An 18,255-nucleotide genomic window follows, 5' to 3' on the forward strand; every position below is an offset into this window, starting at 1 on the left:
CGAGCAAATAGAGGAAGAAAGGTGCGCTACAGTGGGCGCGTGGCAGGGGTGCGAGCAAATAGAGGAAGAAAGGTGCGCTACAGCTAATGCTGCACAAGGAAAAGACCCTGGCGCACTGCCACCAGGGTCTTCGTCCTATTAGAAGCCGCTTATCCCAAGCTGCGCCACCAAGCGGACTGCGGATAGTCCGCTGAGCGGATCATCACCGGCTCACCGAGGGCTGGCGTCGCAATCGGCGCCTCTGCTGCCTCTGCTGCCCGGACGGCGCGCTCCGCGGGATCGTTCCAGGTGTGCATGGCCAGGGTGAAGGCGCCCCAATGGATAGGCACCATCAGGCGGCCGCCCACATCGAGGTTCGCCCGTACCGTCTGCTCCGGACTCATATGCACTCCGGACCAGCGCTCGTCGTATTGTCCGCATTCCATGAGCGTCAGATCAAACGGGCCATAACGCTCGCCGATCTCCTTGAAATGTCCACCATAGCCGCTATCGCCGCTAAAGAACACCTTGTTCTCTGCTCCTTCGATGACCCAGGAGCCCCATAGGGTGGTATCCCGTCCGACCAGTCCGCGACCCGAGAAATGCCGAGCCGGTGTGCAGGCAAGCCGCATCCCTTCATACGTGGTCTCCTGCCACCAGTCCAGTTCCTCGATCCGCTCCGCGGGCACGCCCCACCGTTCCAGATGACTGCCTACGCCCAGAGGGACAATGAATCGCTTGACCTTATCCTTCAGCTGACGAATCGTGCCATAATCCAGATGGTCATAGTGATCATGGGAGATCAACACGACATCAATATCAGCCAGTTGCTCCGCCTGGATCGGCGGCTGCTTGCTGTACCGCTTGCCACCCACGGCAGGGACGGGGGAAGGTGCTCTGCCGAGCATTGGGTCCAGCAGCATGCGCATGCCTTCCATCTCCAGCAGGACAGCCGAATGTCCAAGCCAGACGGCGCGCGGCTGCTGGCTTCCCTTCAGCGGATCCAGCACGACCGGCTGAACCGGGAGCGGCTGGGCTGGCCGCTGGTTCGGGATTCCCCGTACATAATCGCGAAGCAACGTCTTCGTCGTATCCCAGTTCATCCCCATCGACGTGGGAATCACGTTAACGAATTTACCGACGCCATATGCCGGGGATTGCCGATAGCTCAGCGTTTCCTCTTTGCCCCGTTTGCCGCCAAAAACCGGATGACACGTAACAAAACTCACAGCGCCCAGTACCCCCGCTGCCAACAGCGACAAAGTCACTCCCACTCCCATTCCCATACGTCTCCCGCCTTCGCTTCAAGTATACTCTTAACGATATACCTAAACTCGGGCCATAGCAAGTTTACGTGAATGGCGTGCTCAACGTTGACGGAGTGCGTCCCCACTCGCCAGCAGCAGCATCACGGCTTCGGCACGAGTCGCGGCTGAGCCTGGAGCGAAGCGATTGCCGCCCTGGCCCTGAATTACACCGGCTTCCTGGAGCGCGGCCACTGCACTGCGGGAGAAGACAGGAAGGCTCGCATCATCTGCGAAGGTGCTCGCCCGCCCTTCACTCAGCGTGACTTGATACGCTCTAGCAATTATGACGGCCATCTCAGCCCTCGTAATCGCTGCTCCAGGGCGGAAGGTCCCGTCGGGATAGCCGCTAATCATACCTTCACGAACAGCCCGTGCTATCGCATCGACAGCCCACTCTCCGATCTGTCCACGATCGGTAAACGCCAGTTCCCCCGCCTGCCCAGAGAGCCCCAGCTTATCTACAATCATCCGAGTGAACTCTGCACGCGTCAGGGGCTGGCCCGGTTTGAAGCTGCCGTCCGGATACCCGGATACCCATCCTGCCCTGGCCGCATCAATAATCGCCATTTCTGCCCAATACCCACGGATATCCGTAAACGTCACTTCATCTGTACCAGCAGTTGGCGGTCCCCCAGGCGAATGGCCATCTTGACCGTCTTGACCGTCTTGACCATCTTGATCATCCTGACCCTCCGGCCCACCCGGTGTCTCCGGGAGTTCTGGCTCATCCGGCTTCGTCACTGGCGGTGCTGGCGGCCAAGGCACCAGGGGCGGCTCTGGTCGCTGGACAACCTCAACGGTCACCTCTTCTTGGAACCCGTACGCAGGATCCTCTACAGCTATTGTGACCTGCCCCGCCTGTTGGGCCGTCAGATGACCAAGCTCGTCTACACTAGCGATCGCTGAATTGCTGCTCGTGTAGATCAGTCCTTCTGCGTCTGTACGCCGTCCATCACCATAACTCCATCTGGCGCTAACTGTAGCCTGCTCTCCGGCAGTCACCTGTGCGGGCGCACTTACCCGCAGCGCGAGCGGTGAAGGCCGGAAGATGGCGACTTCCGTAACACTGTTCCAATTATTGCTGGAGTTGCCTTGACCGTTGATTCGGATGTAGCGAACTTGTGTGTCAGATATAGGGTACAGCTGAGGCTCATTCGTCAACCCCGAGCTCTGCCCTGCATACAGCTCAACCCAATCCGTTCCGTCCAACGACCCTTGAATGTCAAAATAATAGCGTCTTGCATCGCCGAACATATAGGCGATGGAAATCGCACCCACCTCCTTGGGTTCTCCCAGATCATACTGAATCCATTGCTCTCCTGCAGCAGACCAGCGGGTATCCAAATGGCCATCGATTGTCTTGTCTGGCGTATTGCCCTGAGCCGCCTCGGGAACGGCACTGGCTGTTACAGACACAACGGGTAACTTATTGATCGCGGGTAGCTCTCCAACGATGGGGCCGGACTCGAATCGAATCGTATAGCGCTCCACCGCGCCCGGTCGCGCCGGGTCCGTCACTTCCACGACCGCTCGGCCTGGTAAGCCCTCTGCCTGACGAACCGACAGAGAGTAGTCGCTTACTGCAGTCACAACGGGAACCTCGGATTGGTCGAACGGTACGACGATTTCGTAATACGTCTGCTTCGGATTAAACCCGGACAGCGGCTGACCGTCTATAGCTATGCTCCTCGCCTGCGGCGGGACGATAGCCTCAGGCAGCTCGCCATCTGGAATCGACCAATCGCTCAGCGCGCCCACCGCTGGCGTTTCTTGGGGAAGCATTTCACCCTCCCGCAGTGGAACCATCCATACCGTCAGATCACTCTGCTCTACGCCCTCCATATGCACAGCGAGCTTGCGGATGCCATAATTCATGGATTGGCCTTCGGGATTCGGTGAGGTGGGCAGCGGCTGGGCAGCCATCACGGATAGTTCAGCGCCTGCCGGAGCTTCCAACAGCTTGACGTACAACCGTTTGTCCTGCGAGGAGAGCACCGCCGCTCTGCCTTCCTCTACAATCTCGACCTCCGCCCGCGTATGCATAAACCAGTACCATTCCGACGGCTGCCTGAATCGCATCTCATCGCGTACGATCAACTCCTGGCGATCCGCTGCCAGCATCATTCCCCGCTTCATCGATACCGCATCACGCGCGTACCGCTCCGTCAAATCCAGGATGCCATAGGCCCCTCGAGGTTTGATCTCACTATCAATCAAAAGCGCCCTGGCGTTGTGCTGCTGTTGCATAATCGGATTATCCTGCGGGTTCACTACAATCGTGTTGTGTCCTTCCGCCGTCTTGCGGTAGTACTGCCATCTGGCCCCGTTATAATCCCAGAAGCCCGGTAGACTATAGGATTCATTGCCCGAGTCCATTGCCCACCGTACCCCCAGCGCGTCGAATACAAATGTGCCGGCATCAAGATCGTGGTGACTGAGCAGCGTATCATCGAAGCCCTTCATCGCTGCAAACAAGGCATTCGGATCGTTCCATGCGCTGCGCATCGATATCGTCTCGATGCCACGGAATGTACGGTCCAGCGCAACCGGCGGCGTGTCAAACATGCCAGGCTTGTAGAACACAAGGTATAACGGGTCGAATACCCCCTTGCGGTCATAGAGATCCCCCAAGTGCCAAGCGTGCTGCGGCTGATTATAGAAATCTGCATACCACATCGATTCCGGCTGATTCAGACTGATTCCGCCATCATAGAAGTCAAAGAATCCGCCTTCCCCGAGCAGGTAGACCGGAAACTCGCCTGAGGCGGCAACACCCGGCAGGGCAGACAGTCCATAATCTTCACCCAGCACGTTGTTCATGGCTACCATCATGTAGGTGAAGTATTGGCCTCCGTAATGCCAGTAGGCAGGACCCTCCAGCCAGCTGCCGTCCTCCGTATAGAAGCGCAGCGCTTGCTGCAGCTTGGTATAAGCGCCTCGCAGCACTTCTGCGGCATCTTGGGCCGCTGCCCCGCCTCGATCCATGATCGCCAGCGCCCCCAGTGCAAAGCCGCCATTATTCACCAGATTGATATTGTTGAATTCCCCGTTATGCCGAAACTCCCCTCGATACCATTCGAGCGCTACACCGAGAGATTTCACACGAATCGCCTCGGCGATCCGTTCACTCTGCTCCTCCGTCAGGTAGCCTTGCAGCCAATCATAAGCCAGCGCGACGCCATACGTCAGCTCGGCGAGCGGTAGCAGATTGTTCGTGCGGCCGAACCAGTCCGGATAGACGGCAATGGCCTCCAGTTCTGCAGCAGCCCTTGCCGCGTATCGCTCATCCCCGCTCAATTTGTACATGAGCGAAGTTTGAATGAGACGGTCACGTATGACATTATAATTGGCGCCATTAGAGGTATGTGGCAGTGGCTCCGTTGGCAATACTCCGTCTGCCAGCGCCTGCAGATCATCCGCCCATGCCTGCATGTACGGATCGCCGTCCCTGATGAGCTGCTCGATCTCGGCCCAGCGTGACGCATCCGCCAGCAGCCCACCGCTACCAGGCCCCAGCAGTGCCAGTACGTCCGCAGCATCCGGGAGAACGAATATCCTCACCTCACCCTCCGCAGAAGCGCCCGTCCCGCTCTCGGCTCGGACCAGGAAGCGGTCGTAGCCAATATATCCGGTATCCGGGGTATACACAAAACTCCCATCGGCAGCAACACTCACCTCGCCATACTCCGCCTCCGATACCCTCGTCCAAGTCAAGGTAGTCGGATCAGCGAACCTTACCTTCTCCAGTTTTCCCGCCAACGCTGTATCTTTGGGCGTCGCATGCCACAGCAGATCCAGCACAGGCTCTGCCGCTACGGCAGGCTCAATGAGTGTGATCGAGAAGTCATCGAGCCACATTGTCCCCGTCGAATTTTCCAGAAACGCCTCGAGCTTAATCCAAGCCGGGTTGGTCATATTATCAGGCAGCGTCAAGTCATGGCTGAAGTACGTCCAGTCTCTCGTGCCCGCTAATTCACCGAAATTGATTAGGATATTGCTGCCGCTGCGACCGGCCTGGATACGTAGGATCGCTTTATTGGACAGCTGCTCCGACTTCATCCAGCCGCTAATCCGGTACGTCTGCCCTGCTACAAGGTGATCGCCTCTTGTCTCCTGGACAATTGCGCCCCGGCTGACACTCTCGGCTGAGATGCGGGCCGAGCGGATGCCACTGCGGCTCACGGTATCATCCACCGCGAAGACAGGCGTACCTGTACTGCGAAAAAAAGATGCGTCTGCAGGCGCAATGCCATCCTGCCAATTGTTGTTGGTGCCGCCCAGCATTTCGAACCCTCCATTAGTCAGCAAATTGTCTGCAGCCATTCGGATACTCCCCTCGTCTTGCCCCGCTTCAACATAAGGCACAGACACGGATGTGATACAGAGAACGAGAACAAGACATTGCGCAATCAAGCGTTTCAACGGTCATCCCCTCCTAAGCTATCGTCCTAATCAGCTTCTATACTAGGCCACTCCATCGCCATAACCTACAGTACATCCTTCATATCGTCAGGCTATTGTTAAGATCTTGTTTGAATTTACCAATTGGGAACAGGAAATGTCCTGCTCAGGTTGAATTACAATGTCTAATCAAGAGACTGCTTACTACACCGGGGGACGGGGAAGGAGACAAAAATGCCTATGCCATCTTACAAGCAAGCACGAACCCGCAAAATAAAGTTCTTCAACCGAATGAGCGTGTTCGCGACGTTAATGTTCTCTTATATGATGGTGCTGATGATTCCGCTCGGGATTGGGCTGGGGCTGTACAATCAGGTGGAGTCCATCATGATCGAGAATGCCAACAATGCCAACTCGGCCTTGATTGAGCAAGTCAAGCAGGTCGTTGATAGCCGACTGGAGGAGCTGGATCAGCTGGCCAGACATATCTATACTCATCCCCAGCTTCCCAGCTTGCTTCGGCATTCCGTTCCGCTCAGTGGGCCGGAATCCTATGACTTTGTCCGATTCAAGGATGAACTCGAACGCTACCGTAATATCAGCACGTTCATTAGCGACTTCTATATCTATTTTCATGAAAGCGACACGGTGCTCACACCAACGATGAAAACAAGCAGCCAGCTGTTCTACTCCAGCATCTACGGATATGAACAATTGGACTATGAGCAATGGCAAGCGCTCCTGCAAGAGCCACAGTTCAAACGTTTCCTGCCCTCAGCGACTATAGGCAGCGGCTATACGCAGCGCAATGTCGTCACGTACATGCAATCCTTGCCCATAGGTGAACGAACGGCACCCTCCGGCGCGCTTGTCATCCTCATCAACGAGCAGGAAATCCAGCAGTTGATGGCTGAGATTATCAAGGCCAACAACGGCGCTCTCTTCATTAAAGATGCAGCAGGTCAGGTACTCCTGCGCACTGGCGATACCGATATCGAGCTGCCCACAAAGCTGACGGCGCAGCAAGACAATATGAGCGTGTCCACTCTCTCCTTGAAGAGCGGCTGGGAATACATATCTGTCGTTCCGGGCGAGGTGTTCTGGGAGCGGGTGAACGAGGTCAAAATGCAAGCGCTGAGCATGCTGATCCTCTGTCTTGTAGCCGGAGGGGTTGTGTGCAGCTTAATGAGTTATCGTGCATACCGCCCGCTTAAGGAAATTATTCATTCCATCGGCAGCCGCAAGCCGGGCGAAGAAAAGCAATATATGGATGAATACGACTACATCAAATCCTCGGTGCTGCACTCGATGGACAAGCAGGCAGAGCTCGAAGATCAGCTCATTAAGCAGACGCCCGTCATCCGGGCCAACTTTATCAGCAGGCTACTCAAAGGGTATGTGGAATGGGATCAGCTGACGCCGGAGACGCTGGCCTTCATGGGGATCTCTTTTCCACACGATCACTATAGCGTCATTCTGATTCGTCTCGACGATGCGAGTGGGTTCATACGCAATGACAGTGAGAGCGAGTGGGCACTAATCCGGTTTGTCGCTGGCAAGATTGCTGAGGAGATGACCACGCTGCCTTCTTATGCCGTTGAACTGGACAAAAGCACGCTTGCCGTGATCCTCAATCTGCCTGCAGGACATAGCAAGCAGGAATATTACGAGTGGGTAGAGCAGCTGAATGCTGTACTAAAGGAACGGTTCCGCACGCTGGCCACCCTGGCAGTAAGTGAGGTGCATACGAGCCTGCAAGCCGTCCCGGAGGCGCTGCAGGAATGCATGAAGGCGATGGACTATGCCATCTTCGTCAACTACCAGCCCGTGCTTGTGTATGAGCAAGTGAAAAATACAAAAGGCGTCTCGTACAACTTCCCTCTGGAAACCGAAGTGCAGCTGATCAACGCGACCAAGAGCGGTAATGCAGCCAAAGCCACCGAGGTCATTCATCAGCTATATACCAGCAATTTTGGCAGCAGCCAAATGACACCCGAGCTGGGCAAGCTGCTATTCTCCAATTTGATCAGTACGCTATTTAAGCTGTTGAATACTCTGAGCCTGCAATACGAGGATATCTTCGGAGATGCCAGGGGGCCGCTGGAGAAGCTGAATGAAGCGGGCTCTGTTGAAGAGCTGTATCAGGATGTCGTCTCGATGTATGAGCAGGTATGCGCACATGTAAATGCCCATCGTGGTGACCCTGCCTTGCTGATGCTGGAGCGCATGAAGACGTATATCAATGAGCAGTATGCCAATCCGATGCTCAGTCTGGCCTATATCGCCGAGCAGTTTCAGATTACGCCGCAATATCTCTCCTCTTTCTTCAAGAAGAATAGCGGCGTAACCTTAAGCGACTATCTGGCTCAGGTGCGCCTGAGACATGCCAAGAGGCTCCTGGAGGAGCAGGACCACACCATTGGCAAAATTGCCGAGGAGGTTGGGTATTCCAGTGATATCGGCTTTATCCGGATGTTCAAGAAATATGAAGGCATTACTCCCGGCAAGTACAAGGAAATGCACCGATCTTAAGTTTGGCAGGTGCAGATTAACGTGTATCTTAAGATCCGACCATGCATCATGAATCTGTACCATGTACGAGACCAACCGCCGCTAAGTACAATTGGGCCAGAGCAAGCAGCCTTACCACCACATAAAGGAGGCGTCTGCAATTGAAAAAAAACACGATTAACCTAAAGGGACTCGTCGTCTCGGCCGTTGCCGCAGCTCTTATCACGGGGTGCTCCAACGGCAATGGCAATCCCCCACCACCGGAAGCTCCGGCTGACCCCGCGAACACGACGCCCGTAGAAAGCGCCGAGGTCGGTTATCCCGATCAGTTGACCTATTGGGTCTCTCTGAACTCCAACGTGTCCGCAACGATGAAGGATGCCAGTGAAATTGCCGCCTACCAAGAGATCGAGAAGATCACAGGCACGCAAGTCACATTCCAGCATCCGCCGCAGGGACAGGAGCTCGATGCCTTTAATCTGATGGTCTCCTCCGGCAATGTTCCCGATGTCATCCAGCACACCTGGTCCAGTGTAGCCGGCGGACCGGACAAAGCGATTGCAGACGGCACGATTATCAGGCTCAATGAACTCATTGAAGCGCATGCGCCTAATCTGACTAAGGTGCTGACTGACAATCCGGAATACCGCAAATTAATCACGACGGATGACGGCAACATTTATGTGTTCCCATTCATACGTGGCGATGATAATCTCCTCACTTATAACGGTCTGATTATCCGCCAGGATTGGCTCGACGCCTTGAACTTGCCGATGCCCGAGACCATCGATGAGTGGTATGAGACGCTGAAGGCATTCAAGGAGGGTGATCCGAATCAGAACGGGCAAGCCGACGAAATTCCGCTGCTGCTGGACATCCCGATGACGGCCTTGAATCAAGCATTCCTGGGCGCTTGGGGAATTACCGATGCCTTCTACCAAGTAGATGGCCAAGTGCACTATGGCCCCATGCAACCGGAGTTCAAGGAATATCTGACCACAATGAGCCAGTGGTATGCGGAAGGCCTCATTGATGCGGACTATGCGGCCACTGACGGGACGCTGAAGGACGCCAAGGTAACGAATAACCAGCTCGGCGCTTTTGTGGGCTACTCAGGCAGCAGCATTGGGCGGTATACCGATTTGATGGAGAGCAGCAACCCGTCATTCAAGCTGGCGGGCGCCCCCAATGTTGTGTTGAACAAAGACGATCAGCCGCTGCTGGGGCAACGGGAGGCGCCATTCGGCGGCATCGGAGCAGCCATCACCAAGGCGAATGCTAATCCAGAAGAGACGGTCAAATGGCTCGATTACAATTATGGCGACGAAGGCCATATGCTCTTCAACTTCGGTATTGAGGGGGTCAGCTATGAAATGGTTGATGGTTATCCTACCTATACGGATGAGGTGATGAACAATCCCGACCTCCCCATCACGCAAGTCATGGCCAAATATATGCTGGCCAACTACTCGGGCCCCTTTGTACAGGACGCCCGTTACATGGAGCAATATGCCGTACTGCCCGAGCAGCAAGAAGCCATCGCGACCTGGATGGAAGCGGACAACAGCCGGTGGATGCCGACCCTCTCGCCAACGGCTGAGGAAAGCTCTCGCTACGCCTCCATCATGAACGACGTCAAAACGTACTATGACGAGATGGTCAATAAATTCATCATGGGCGTAACCCCCCTCGATCAGTTCGAGCAGTTCGTCAATACCATTAAGGGCATGGGCATCGAGGAAGCCATCCAGCTTCAACAAGCCGGGCTTGACCGCTTCAACAGCCGGGAGGGCTGAACATGCAGCCTCATAAGACAGTCGCAACCCCACATGCATCGTATAAGCCATCCTTCCGTCAGCGTGTGGTAAAGGACTTCCGGCGCAATGCCATGATTTATTTGATGCTGCTGCCCGTCATCGCATTTTATGGTGTCTTTCATTATGGCCCGATGTACGGCATTCAGATGGCGTTCAAGAACTTCTCCGCCGGACTCGGCATTGCCGGCAGTCCTTGGGTTGGCTTCGAGCATTTCCAGAATTTCTTCAGCAGCTTTTTCTTTGAACGTATTATCGTCAACACCGTTTTGCTGGGGCTCTACGATTTGATTTTTGTATTCCCAGCTTCGATTATTTTGGCTTTACTGCTCAATGAAGTGCGAAGCCGGATCTTCAAGCGTACGGTGCAGTCCATTACGTACTTGCCGCACTTTATCTCGATCGTAGTCGTCATCGGCATGATGGTCGATTTTCTGTCCATGGACGGGCTGATCAATCAGTTGATCCGCTTCTTCGGCGGTGAACCGCTATCGTTCCTGAGGTTGCCCGAGTGGTTCCGCTTCCTCTATACCTCCTCTGCTGTGTGGCAGGGGGTGGGCTGGGGCTCGATCATTTATCTGGCAGCCATCGCCAACATCGACCCCTCCCTGTATGAGGCAGCCCGAGTGGATGGCGCGGGACGACTGCGTCAGGTGCTCAGCATTACCATTCCGAGCATCATGCCCACGATTATCATTCTATTCATTCTGCGAATTGGCTCGTTAATGGCGCTCCAGGACGAGAAGATTCTGCTGATGTATAACCCGATGACCTATGAAACCGCCGATGTCATCGGCACCTATGTGTATCGCAAAGGGGTGCTAGAGGCCAGCTATAGCTTCAGTGCGGCCGTCGGTTTGTTCAATTCGCTAATCAACTTTGCCCTGCTCTTCTCAGCCAATTATATGAGCAAACGATTCAGTGACACTAAGCTGATGTAGGAGGTCAGACACGACGATGAACTATACCAAGCCTTGGAGCGAGCGGATGTTTGATCTGTCCAACATCTTCTTCCTGATCGCGCTATCGGTTGTCACCTTGTACCCGTTTGTCTATGTTCTGTTCGCCTCCATCAGCGAATCCTCCGCGTTTGTCCAGCATCGCGGGATTCTGCTCTGGCCCAAAGGGTTCTCCCTGGCGTCGTACAAGATGGTATTTCAAAATCCCAATATCGTCACCAGCTATATCAACACGATTTTCTATGTCCTTGTAGGTACCACCCTCAATCTCATCATGACGGCGCTAGGGGCGTATGGTCTGTCCCGCCGCAACGTGATGTGGGGAACGACGATCATGATCCTTATCGTACTGACGATGTTTTTTGATGGCGGTCTCATTCCCAAGTATATTCTAATGCTCAATCTCGGCTTGCTGGATAGCCGCTGGGCGCTGATCCTGCCAAGTGCCATGACCACCTGGAACCTGATCATTATGCGGACCTCCTTTCAGGCCATTCCGCCTGCCCTGGAAGAGTCCGCACGCATCGACGGAGCCAACGACTTCTCTATTCTGATGCGCGTCATCGTCCCGCTCTCCATGCCCGTCATTGCCGTCATGGTGCTATTCTACGGCGTCTGGCATTGGAACAAATGGTTCGATGCCCTGCTCTATCTGCGCAACCGTGATCTGTTCCCGCTGCAGCTCATCCTGCGCGAAATTCTGATTCAGAACAATACGGACAGCATGATGACCGGTGTCGGCGGGGGCGACCGGATGCCTGTAGCAGAGACCATCAAGTACGCGACCATCATGGTCGCTACCTTGCCCATCCTGTTTCTCTATCCGTTCCTACAGAAGTATTTTGTCAAAGGCGTCATGATCGGTGCGATTAAAGAATAGTACAGAACGACAGAAGCCCCGAATTGCTCTCAAGTTGCTGAGAACAATTCAGGGCTTCTTTGACGCTACTTACGATGTGCAGGGCCGACATTTGTCATCCCCCAGTATGCAGGTCCAAATGTTCGGGCATTGTCAGCTTCTGTTTTTACTCCAAGCCTTTACTTTGGACTCCCGCCTTGCGCGGCATCCGCAAGGTGAGTAGCAGCAGACAGAGGCTGATGACGGTACAGGCCCAAGCCATCTGATGCAGCCGCTCTGTCGTCATGCCAGCGCTGAATACCAGCCCCAACAAGGCAGAAGACAGCAGGGTGCCCAAGAACCGCGAGGTCATGAACAAGCCAGAGGCCAGCCCGGTTTCCCGCTTGCTCACAAGCGAGTACAATGCCGTCTGCAGTCCAATGTTTTGAAAGCCGTTGCTAAATCCGACCATCGACAGAACGAAGAAGATCCACAATGCGGAGGTATCGCCCGACAATGACAGCATCAGAGCCGATCCGCCGATCAGGGAAAATGTACCGACAAGAAGCGGCAGTCGTGAACCTGCCCGATCGATCCACAGTCCGGCCAGCGGTGCGATGACGATACCGAGCCCTGCCACCGACAGCATCACGATGCCGACGGTCTGCGAGTCGAACTGCCGGACTTCCTGTAAGTAGGAGGGCAACGAGAACATCACGGAATAGAAGACGCTGTTGACGAGAATGAATTGCACATACACCACACAGACCTCGGGATTACTTTTTAGAAAGCGCATGTCGATGAACGGATGAGCTCTCCCCCCCTCATAGCGGTAGAAACCGATGATTAACAGGACAGCAGCTGCCAGCAAGAAATAGTAAGGACCACGCTGCAGCGTCAGCAGGAAGACGATCCCTACTGTAATAAGTAGCCCAAACCACACCATGCCCGGGATATCCAGCGGCTGTCGCTGCCCTCGATCCTGCTGCCGATCCCTTGGCATCACTCGCCATCCAAGGATAACTGACAACAGGATGAATGGGAAATTAATCAGGAAAATGAGTGGCCAATCCCCATAATGGATGAGAACGCCACCCAGTGAAGGTCCCAGCCCCGCGGAGGTGGAAGAGAAGATCGAGAGTACGCCCAGCACCCGTGCCTGATTGTCCGTGACCGACGATCGAATAATGCTCATGCCTGCGGGGAACAGAGCTGCGCTGCCCAATGATTGCACGACCCGAAAGCCGATCAGCCAGCCGAATGTAGGAGACAACGGCGACAAGGCTGAGGCCCCCGCGACTAGCACCAGGCCAATCATGAAGATTCGCTTGGGGCCGTAACGGTCAGCCAGCTTGCCAAAGATCGGCTGCGAGATCGCACTGGCCAGATAAAAGCTGGCAATCAGCCAGGAGATGCTCTCGTAAGTAACCTGGAAGTCCTCCTGCAGCCTTGAAAAAGCCACGGCAATCATCGTAGTGTTCAGAGGGTTAAGCAACGTGCCAAAAGCAACGGCAACGACGAGCATAAATTGGTGGCGGGTAATTCCCATCGCGTATCAGTCCGTTCTCTAGATTGCTCCTATTATACACCCATATACACCCATTGCCCAAAACCACAAATTCGGATAACTAACTTCGCTCATTTTCACTCCCTGTTAGGGCTTCCGAAAGCTATAATAGGGATAACTTAATTCATGGGAGGAATTCACCTTGTCTACCCTTAAAGTTGCTATTATTGGCTGCGGCACCATTGCCAGCGCCGCTCACATCAAATCCTACCTGGCCAACCCTGACGCCGAGATCAAATATTTTTGCGACATCATCCAATCCAAGGCCGATCAAGCCGTTGCTGATTATGGCTGTGGCGTGGCCATCACCGATTACAAGGTGGCGCTCGAAGATCCTGAGGTCGAAGCAGTATCCATTTGCACCCCCAACCACGTCCATGCCTCCATCTCCATTGATGCGATGCGCGCAGGCAAGCATGTGCTCTGCGAGAAACCCGCTGCCCGTACGTACGAAGAAGCGCTGGAGATGCAGAAGGTCCAGCACGAGACTGGCGTAACCCTGAACATCGGTGTCGTTAACCGATTCAACACCAGTGTCAACCTTATTAAGAAGATGATCGAGAACGGCGAGCTCGGTGAGCTCTATCATGTGTACGTCAGCTTCCGCTCCCATCGCTCAATCCCAGGTCTGGGCGGCGCATTTACAACCAAGTCGATTGCCGGTGGCGGTGCCTTGATTGACTGGGGCGTGCATTTTCTCGATATTGTCATGTACTGTGCAGGTGATCCTGAGCCGAAGACCGTCTCCGGTCAGGCTTTCAGCAAACTCGGTGTCGATATGCCGAACTATGCTTATGAATCGATGTGGGCCGGCCCGCCTAATTATGAAGGAACGTACGATGTGGATGACTTCGTGACGGCCATGATTCGTACAGAGGGGCCTTCCATCAGCATGAACGGGGCATGGGCACAAAATATTGGCGAAAAAGAGATGTTCATCGATTTCCTCGGCGACAAAGCGGGCATCCGACTGCAGTATGGCAGCAGCTTCAAGGTGTATAGCGCCAAGGATGGCGTCCTGCTGGAAACCTCGCCTACCTTCCGTTCTGTCGACATGTTCCAAGCGGAGATCGACGGCTTCCTCACCAGCATCCGTACCGGCGAGAAGCTACCTTCTCATATCGATACCGTCATCCTGTCGTCGAAGATCATTCAAGGGATCTATGACTCCTCCGACGCCAAACGCGAAATCACCTTTGAATAATATTGTTCAAAAACTCCGCTTTTGATCACGAGGGTTGAACTTGACTATATACAGGAGGCTAATCCATGAAAACGATTGGTTTTATTGATTATTATTTGGATGAATGGCATGCCAACAAGTATCCGCAGTGGATTGCGGATGCCTCAGGCGGTGAGCTTAAGGTTACCTGTGCCTACGGCTTGGCGGACGCTCCTGCAGGACGGACCAACGCGGATTGGGCTCGCGACATGGATATCGAGCTGCTTGGCAGTATCGAGGAGGTTATCGAACGTTGTGACTATCTGATCGTCCTGTCGCCGGACCATCCGGAGTATCATGAAGAGCTCGCCCAACGGCCGCTGCGCTCAGGCAAGCCTACTTATATTGACAAGACGTTCGCACCGGACCGCGAGACGGCCCTCCGTTTGTTCCAGCTGGCCGAGCAGCATGGCACGCCGCTGTTCTCTTCCTCAGCGCTCCGGTTCGCGCCGGAATACAAAGAAGCAGCCGGCAAGCCGATCGATATGCTGTTCAGCCAAGGTCCAGGACGCTACAGCAATTACGCTGTGCATCAGCTGGAGCCCATCGTTATGCTGATGGGTGCAAACCCGGACCGGATCATGTCCATCGGCACCGAGCAGACGCCGTCGCTGCTGGTCGGCTACCCCGACGGCAGACAGGCGGTCATGGCGCATCTCCAGGGCGGACCGTTCCGGCTCGCCTGGCAGGAGAAGGATGGCCAAGCCTCGGCACAGACGGCAGAGGCGGACTTTTTTGCATCGTTCATTGAACATTTGCTACAATTCTTCCAAACTGGCAGACCACCCGTTGATTCGGCCGAGACCATTGCGATTATGACTTGCATTGAATATGGAGCCCAAGCGATGGCGCAGCCGCATCAATGGATCGCACTCCCTGCCACAACTCGCGAATAGAGGCGATGTGTTCATGGATAACCATGATTCCCACGAAGCGGGACGCTTGTTTCACTTTGACAATCTGTTCGGGGCTGGAGAAGCCTCCTATGGCATGATTGACCTGAGGCAGATCGGCGAGATCGCCTGTGAGCGAGGCTATGAAATCGCTCTGCATCCGCAGGTCTGCATGGAGCTTAGCTATATCGTTTCTGGCAGTGGCACCTTCCAGATCGGAGACACCGTCTTGCAGGTGCGCGCGGGCGATCTGGTGTTCAATAACCCCGGCTACGATCACGCCATCCAAGCTGGCGCTTCCGATATGCTCAGGTTTGTTTACATGGGCTTCAACTTTAATGAGACGGCCGATCCTTCATTTGCGGAGCTTCGCTCCTTTCTGGCATCCGCGCCGTACCACATGGCCCGCGACACCCATCATATGCTCATGCCGTTCATGCGGGGGATCGATGAGTTTTACACCCAGCAGCCGTACGCAGAGCCGATGGTCCGCAACAGCTGTGAAGGGCTCCTGATTGCTGCGTACCGCTCCTTCACCGGCAGTGCAGGCCACGCCGCTCCTCAGCGCACACCGCACTCGGTAGGCCATACCGTCTATTCGGTCATTCGTTATGTGGAGAATCATATTCTGGAGCTCAAGAGCATCCAGGGGATCGCAGCGGATCTGAACTACAATGCGACCTATCTGTCCCACGCCTTCAAGAACAAGACCGGCATGACACTGCAGCGTTACATTAATCACAAAAAAATTGAAAAGTCTCTCGAGCTGCTGGGCTACGGGCATCTGTCCATCGGACATGTGGCGGAGCAGCTCGGCTACGAAACGATCCAGTCATTCAGCAAGGCCTTCTCCCGCATTATGGGGTATCCGCCCTCACGGTACGTGGCCGAGCAGCGACAATCCAGCAAGGGGTGATTCCCTTGCTTTTTTTCATGTCTTTCCCCGCTTGTGATTGTTCACCCTTCCTCCCTGTCTTTCCAGCTCCTTTACAATACCTTTATCTCTCGTTAACACTCCAATGAAGGTACAAGCTTACCATGTAAGAAATCTGGAATGGAGGGATCTTTAACGTGAAACAATGGATCACAAAAGCAACAGCGGTATGTTTGACTGTGGGTTTGCTCGCTAGCGGAGGCTTTGCAGGTGGTGTCGAGGCAGCAGAGAAGGGCAGTGCCAAAAATGTCATTTTGCTTATTCCCGATGGCATGGGCATCAGTTATCTTACGGCAACCCGGATCTTTAAAGGAGAAGAACTTTCGTTCGAGCGGTATGTGAAAGGATTGATGAAAACCTACTCCGCCGATACCAATATCACGGATTCTGCCGCTGCCGGTACAGCCATGGCAACAGGCTACAAAACCAACAACGGTGTCATCTCGGTTACACCTGATGGTGGGCAGCCGGACTCCATCCTGGATGCTTCGCGCGAAAAAGGCAAATCCACTGGTCTGGTAGCTACTTCGCGGATCACCCACGCAACACCAGCTGTATTCGCAGCACACGATCCAAGCCGCGGCAACGAGCCTGCACTGGCACTGGACTACATCAATAACGTAGACGTTATTCTGGGCGGCGGCCGCGACATGTTCCTGCCCGTCTCCGAAGGTGGTCGTCAAGAAGAGCGCAACCTCGTAGCAGAAGCCCAAGAAGCTGGCTATGACTACATCACCAACCGTAGCGAGCTCGGCAACGTAACGTCCGACAAAGTGCTTGGACTATTCGGAATGAGCGACCTGAAATACGAAATCGACCGCGATCTGGTTAACACGCCTAGTCTGGCAGAAATGACAGATCTGGCGATCGATGTACTGAGCAAAAACGATGAGGGCTTCTTCCTGATGGTAGAAGGCAGTCAAATCGACTGGGCCGGTCATGCCAATGACCCGGTTGCCCTGATTCATGACATGCTGGCGTTCGAAGACGCTGTAGACGTGGCTCTGGAGTACGCCAAAGCAGACGGTGAAACGCTTGTAGTCGTCGTAGGCGACCACGAAACAGGCGGCCTGAACATCGGCAACACGCCAGGCGGCTATGCGGAGAACATCTCTGTTCTATCCGAAGCTACAGGCAGTGCCAACGCTGTACGCGATGCGTTGCTGAGCGCAGCGGATGTTGTCGAGCTGGACAATGTAAGAACCGTAAACGGCGAGCACTACGTGCCAACTCGCCAATGGGTAGACAAACTGGGCGGCAGCCTGGAATACCATGCCGCAACGAATCTGGTGGATATCAACATCGACAACGTGCCATTCACGCTGAATCTGCCAGAGCAGACCATCGTAGCTGGCAACAACGTCATCGAGAACGGGTATATCACCGACAACGGTACAGCGTACATGAACGTACGTATCGCTGCCGACCTGATGGGCGTACAAGCAGGTATCGCAACTTCCCAGGACACACCTGGCACAATCAAGGCTCACCTGGTCGACATCAAAGCGGTAGCTGAGCCAATCACTGGCCTGACACTTACGGATGCGGATCTGCGCACCCTCACAAGCGTGAACTGGGCGAACGCCGGCAACATTTCCAACGAAGTTGGTACCGTCTACTCCGCTCACGCACTCGTGAGCTGGGGCACCCGTCACCACAGCGGTGAAGAGCTGCCCGTCTACGCTTACGGCGTTGGCGCCGAGCACTTCGTCGGCCTGATCAACAACACCGACCTGCCGCGCATCATGTCCTACGTCATGGGCACCGAGCTGTTCGAGGGCGAGCAAGCCTTCATCGACGGATTGAAAGAGCGTCGGGAGCAGTAATCAA

Annotated in this window: 11 protein-coding genes; 8 read left to right on the top strand and 3 right to left on the bottom strand. The window is 54.7% G+C overall.

Translation table 11 applies throughout. The features are described from left to right. Positions 1-149: 149 nt before the first annotated feature. Complete coding sequence (locus F556_RS0111350; protein WP_020617073.1) at positions 150-1,259, bottom strand: MBL fold metallo-hydrolase; 1,110 nt, start codon at positions 1,257-1,259, stop codon at positions 150-152. 87 nt (positions 1,260-1,346) lie between these two features. After that, positions 1,347-5,708: an S-layer homology domain-containing protein gene (locus F556_RS33730; RefSeq protein WP_157272715.1), complete on the bottom strand. Its 4,362-nt coding sequence runs from the start codon at positions 5,706-5,708 to the stop codon at positions 1,347-1,349. A gap of 213 nt (positions 5,709-5,921) precedes the next feature. On the opposite strand from F556_RS33730, the gene F556_RS0111360 reads away from it, so the two are divergent. The 4 genes from F556_RS0111360 (at position 5,922) to F556_RS0111375 (ending at position 11,851) form a co-directional block, all read left to right on the top strand. Next, positions 5,922-8,219: an AraC family transcriptional regulator gene (locus F556_RS0111360; protein WP_245583053.1), complete on the top strand. Its 2,298-nt coding sequence runs from the start codon at positions 5,922-5,924 to the stop codon at positions 8,217-8,219. Positions 8,220-8,359: 140 nt separating this feature from the next. Continuing rightward, positions 8,360-9,994 (top strand): extracellular solute-binding protein, encoded by a 1,635-nt coding sequence (locus F556_RS0111365; RefSeq protein ID WP_020617076.1) that lies wholly within the window; start codon positions 8,360-8,362, stop codon positions 9,992-9,994. 2 nt (positions 9,995-9,996) lie between these two features. Further along, complete coding sequence (locus tag F556_RS0111370; RefSeq protein WP_020617077.1) at positions 9,997-10,953, top strand: ABC transporter permease; 957 nt, start codon at positions 9,997-9,999, stop codon at positions 10,951-10,953. Between the two features lie 16 nt (positions 10,954-10,969). Then, positions 10,970-11,851, top strand: a complete 882-nt coding sequence (locus F556_RS0111375; protein ID WP_020617078.1) for a carbohydrate ABC transporter permease — start codon at positions 10,970-10,972, stop codon at positions 11,849-11,851. Between the two features lie 145 nt (positions 11,852-11,996). Here F556_RS0111375 and F556_RS0111380 read toward each other — a convergent pair whose 3' ends face one another. Further along, positions 11,997-13,358 carry an MFS transporter gene (locus F556_RS0111380; protein WP_020617079.1) on the bottom strand — a complete coding sequence of 454 codons (1,362 nt, stop codon included), beginning with the start codon at positions 13,356-13,358 and terminating at the stop codon, positions 11,997-11,999. Between the two features lie 160 nt (positions 13,359-13,518). Here F556_RS0111380 and F556_RS0111385 point away from each other — a divergent pair, with 160 nt between their 5' ends. The 4 genes from F556_RS0111385 (at position 13,519) to F556_RS0111400 (ending at position 18,251) form a co-directional block, all read left to right on the top strand. Continuing rightward, positions 13,519-14,580, top strand: a complete 1,062-nt coding sequence (locus F556_RS0111385; protein WP_020617080.1) for a Gfo/Idh/MocA family protein — start codon at positions 13,519-13,521, stop codon at positions 14,578-14,580. A gap of 65 nt (positions 14,581-14,645) precedes the next feature. Next, positions 14,646-15,494, top strand: a complete 849-nt coding sequence (locus tag F556_RS0111390) for a Gfo/Idh/MocA family protein (protein WP_020617081.1) — start codon at positions 14,646-14,648, stop codon at positions 15,492-15,494. A 13-nt stretch (positions 15,495-15,507) separates the two neighbouring features. Beyond that, on the top strand, positions 15,508-16,407 hold the full coding sequence (locus F556_RS0111395; RefSeq protein WP_020617082.1) for a helix-turn-helix domain-containing protein: 900 nt from the start codon (positions 15,508-15,510) through the stop codon (positions 16,405-16,407). A 155-nt stretch (positions 16,408-16,562) separates the two neighbouring features. Continuing rightward, positions 16,563-18,251, top strand: a complete 1,689-nt coding sequence (locus tag F556_RS0111400) for an alkaline phosphatase (RefSeq protein ID WP_020617083.1) — start codon at positions 16,563-16,565, stop codon at positions 18,249-18,251. Positions 18,252-18,255 lie beyond the last annotated feature (4 nt).

The organism is Paenibacillus daejeonensis DSM 15491, from assembly GCF_000378385.1.
Lineage (GTDB): Bacteria > Bacillota > Bacilli > Paenibacillales > Paenibacillaceae > Paenibacillus_D > Paenibacillus_D daejeonensis.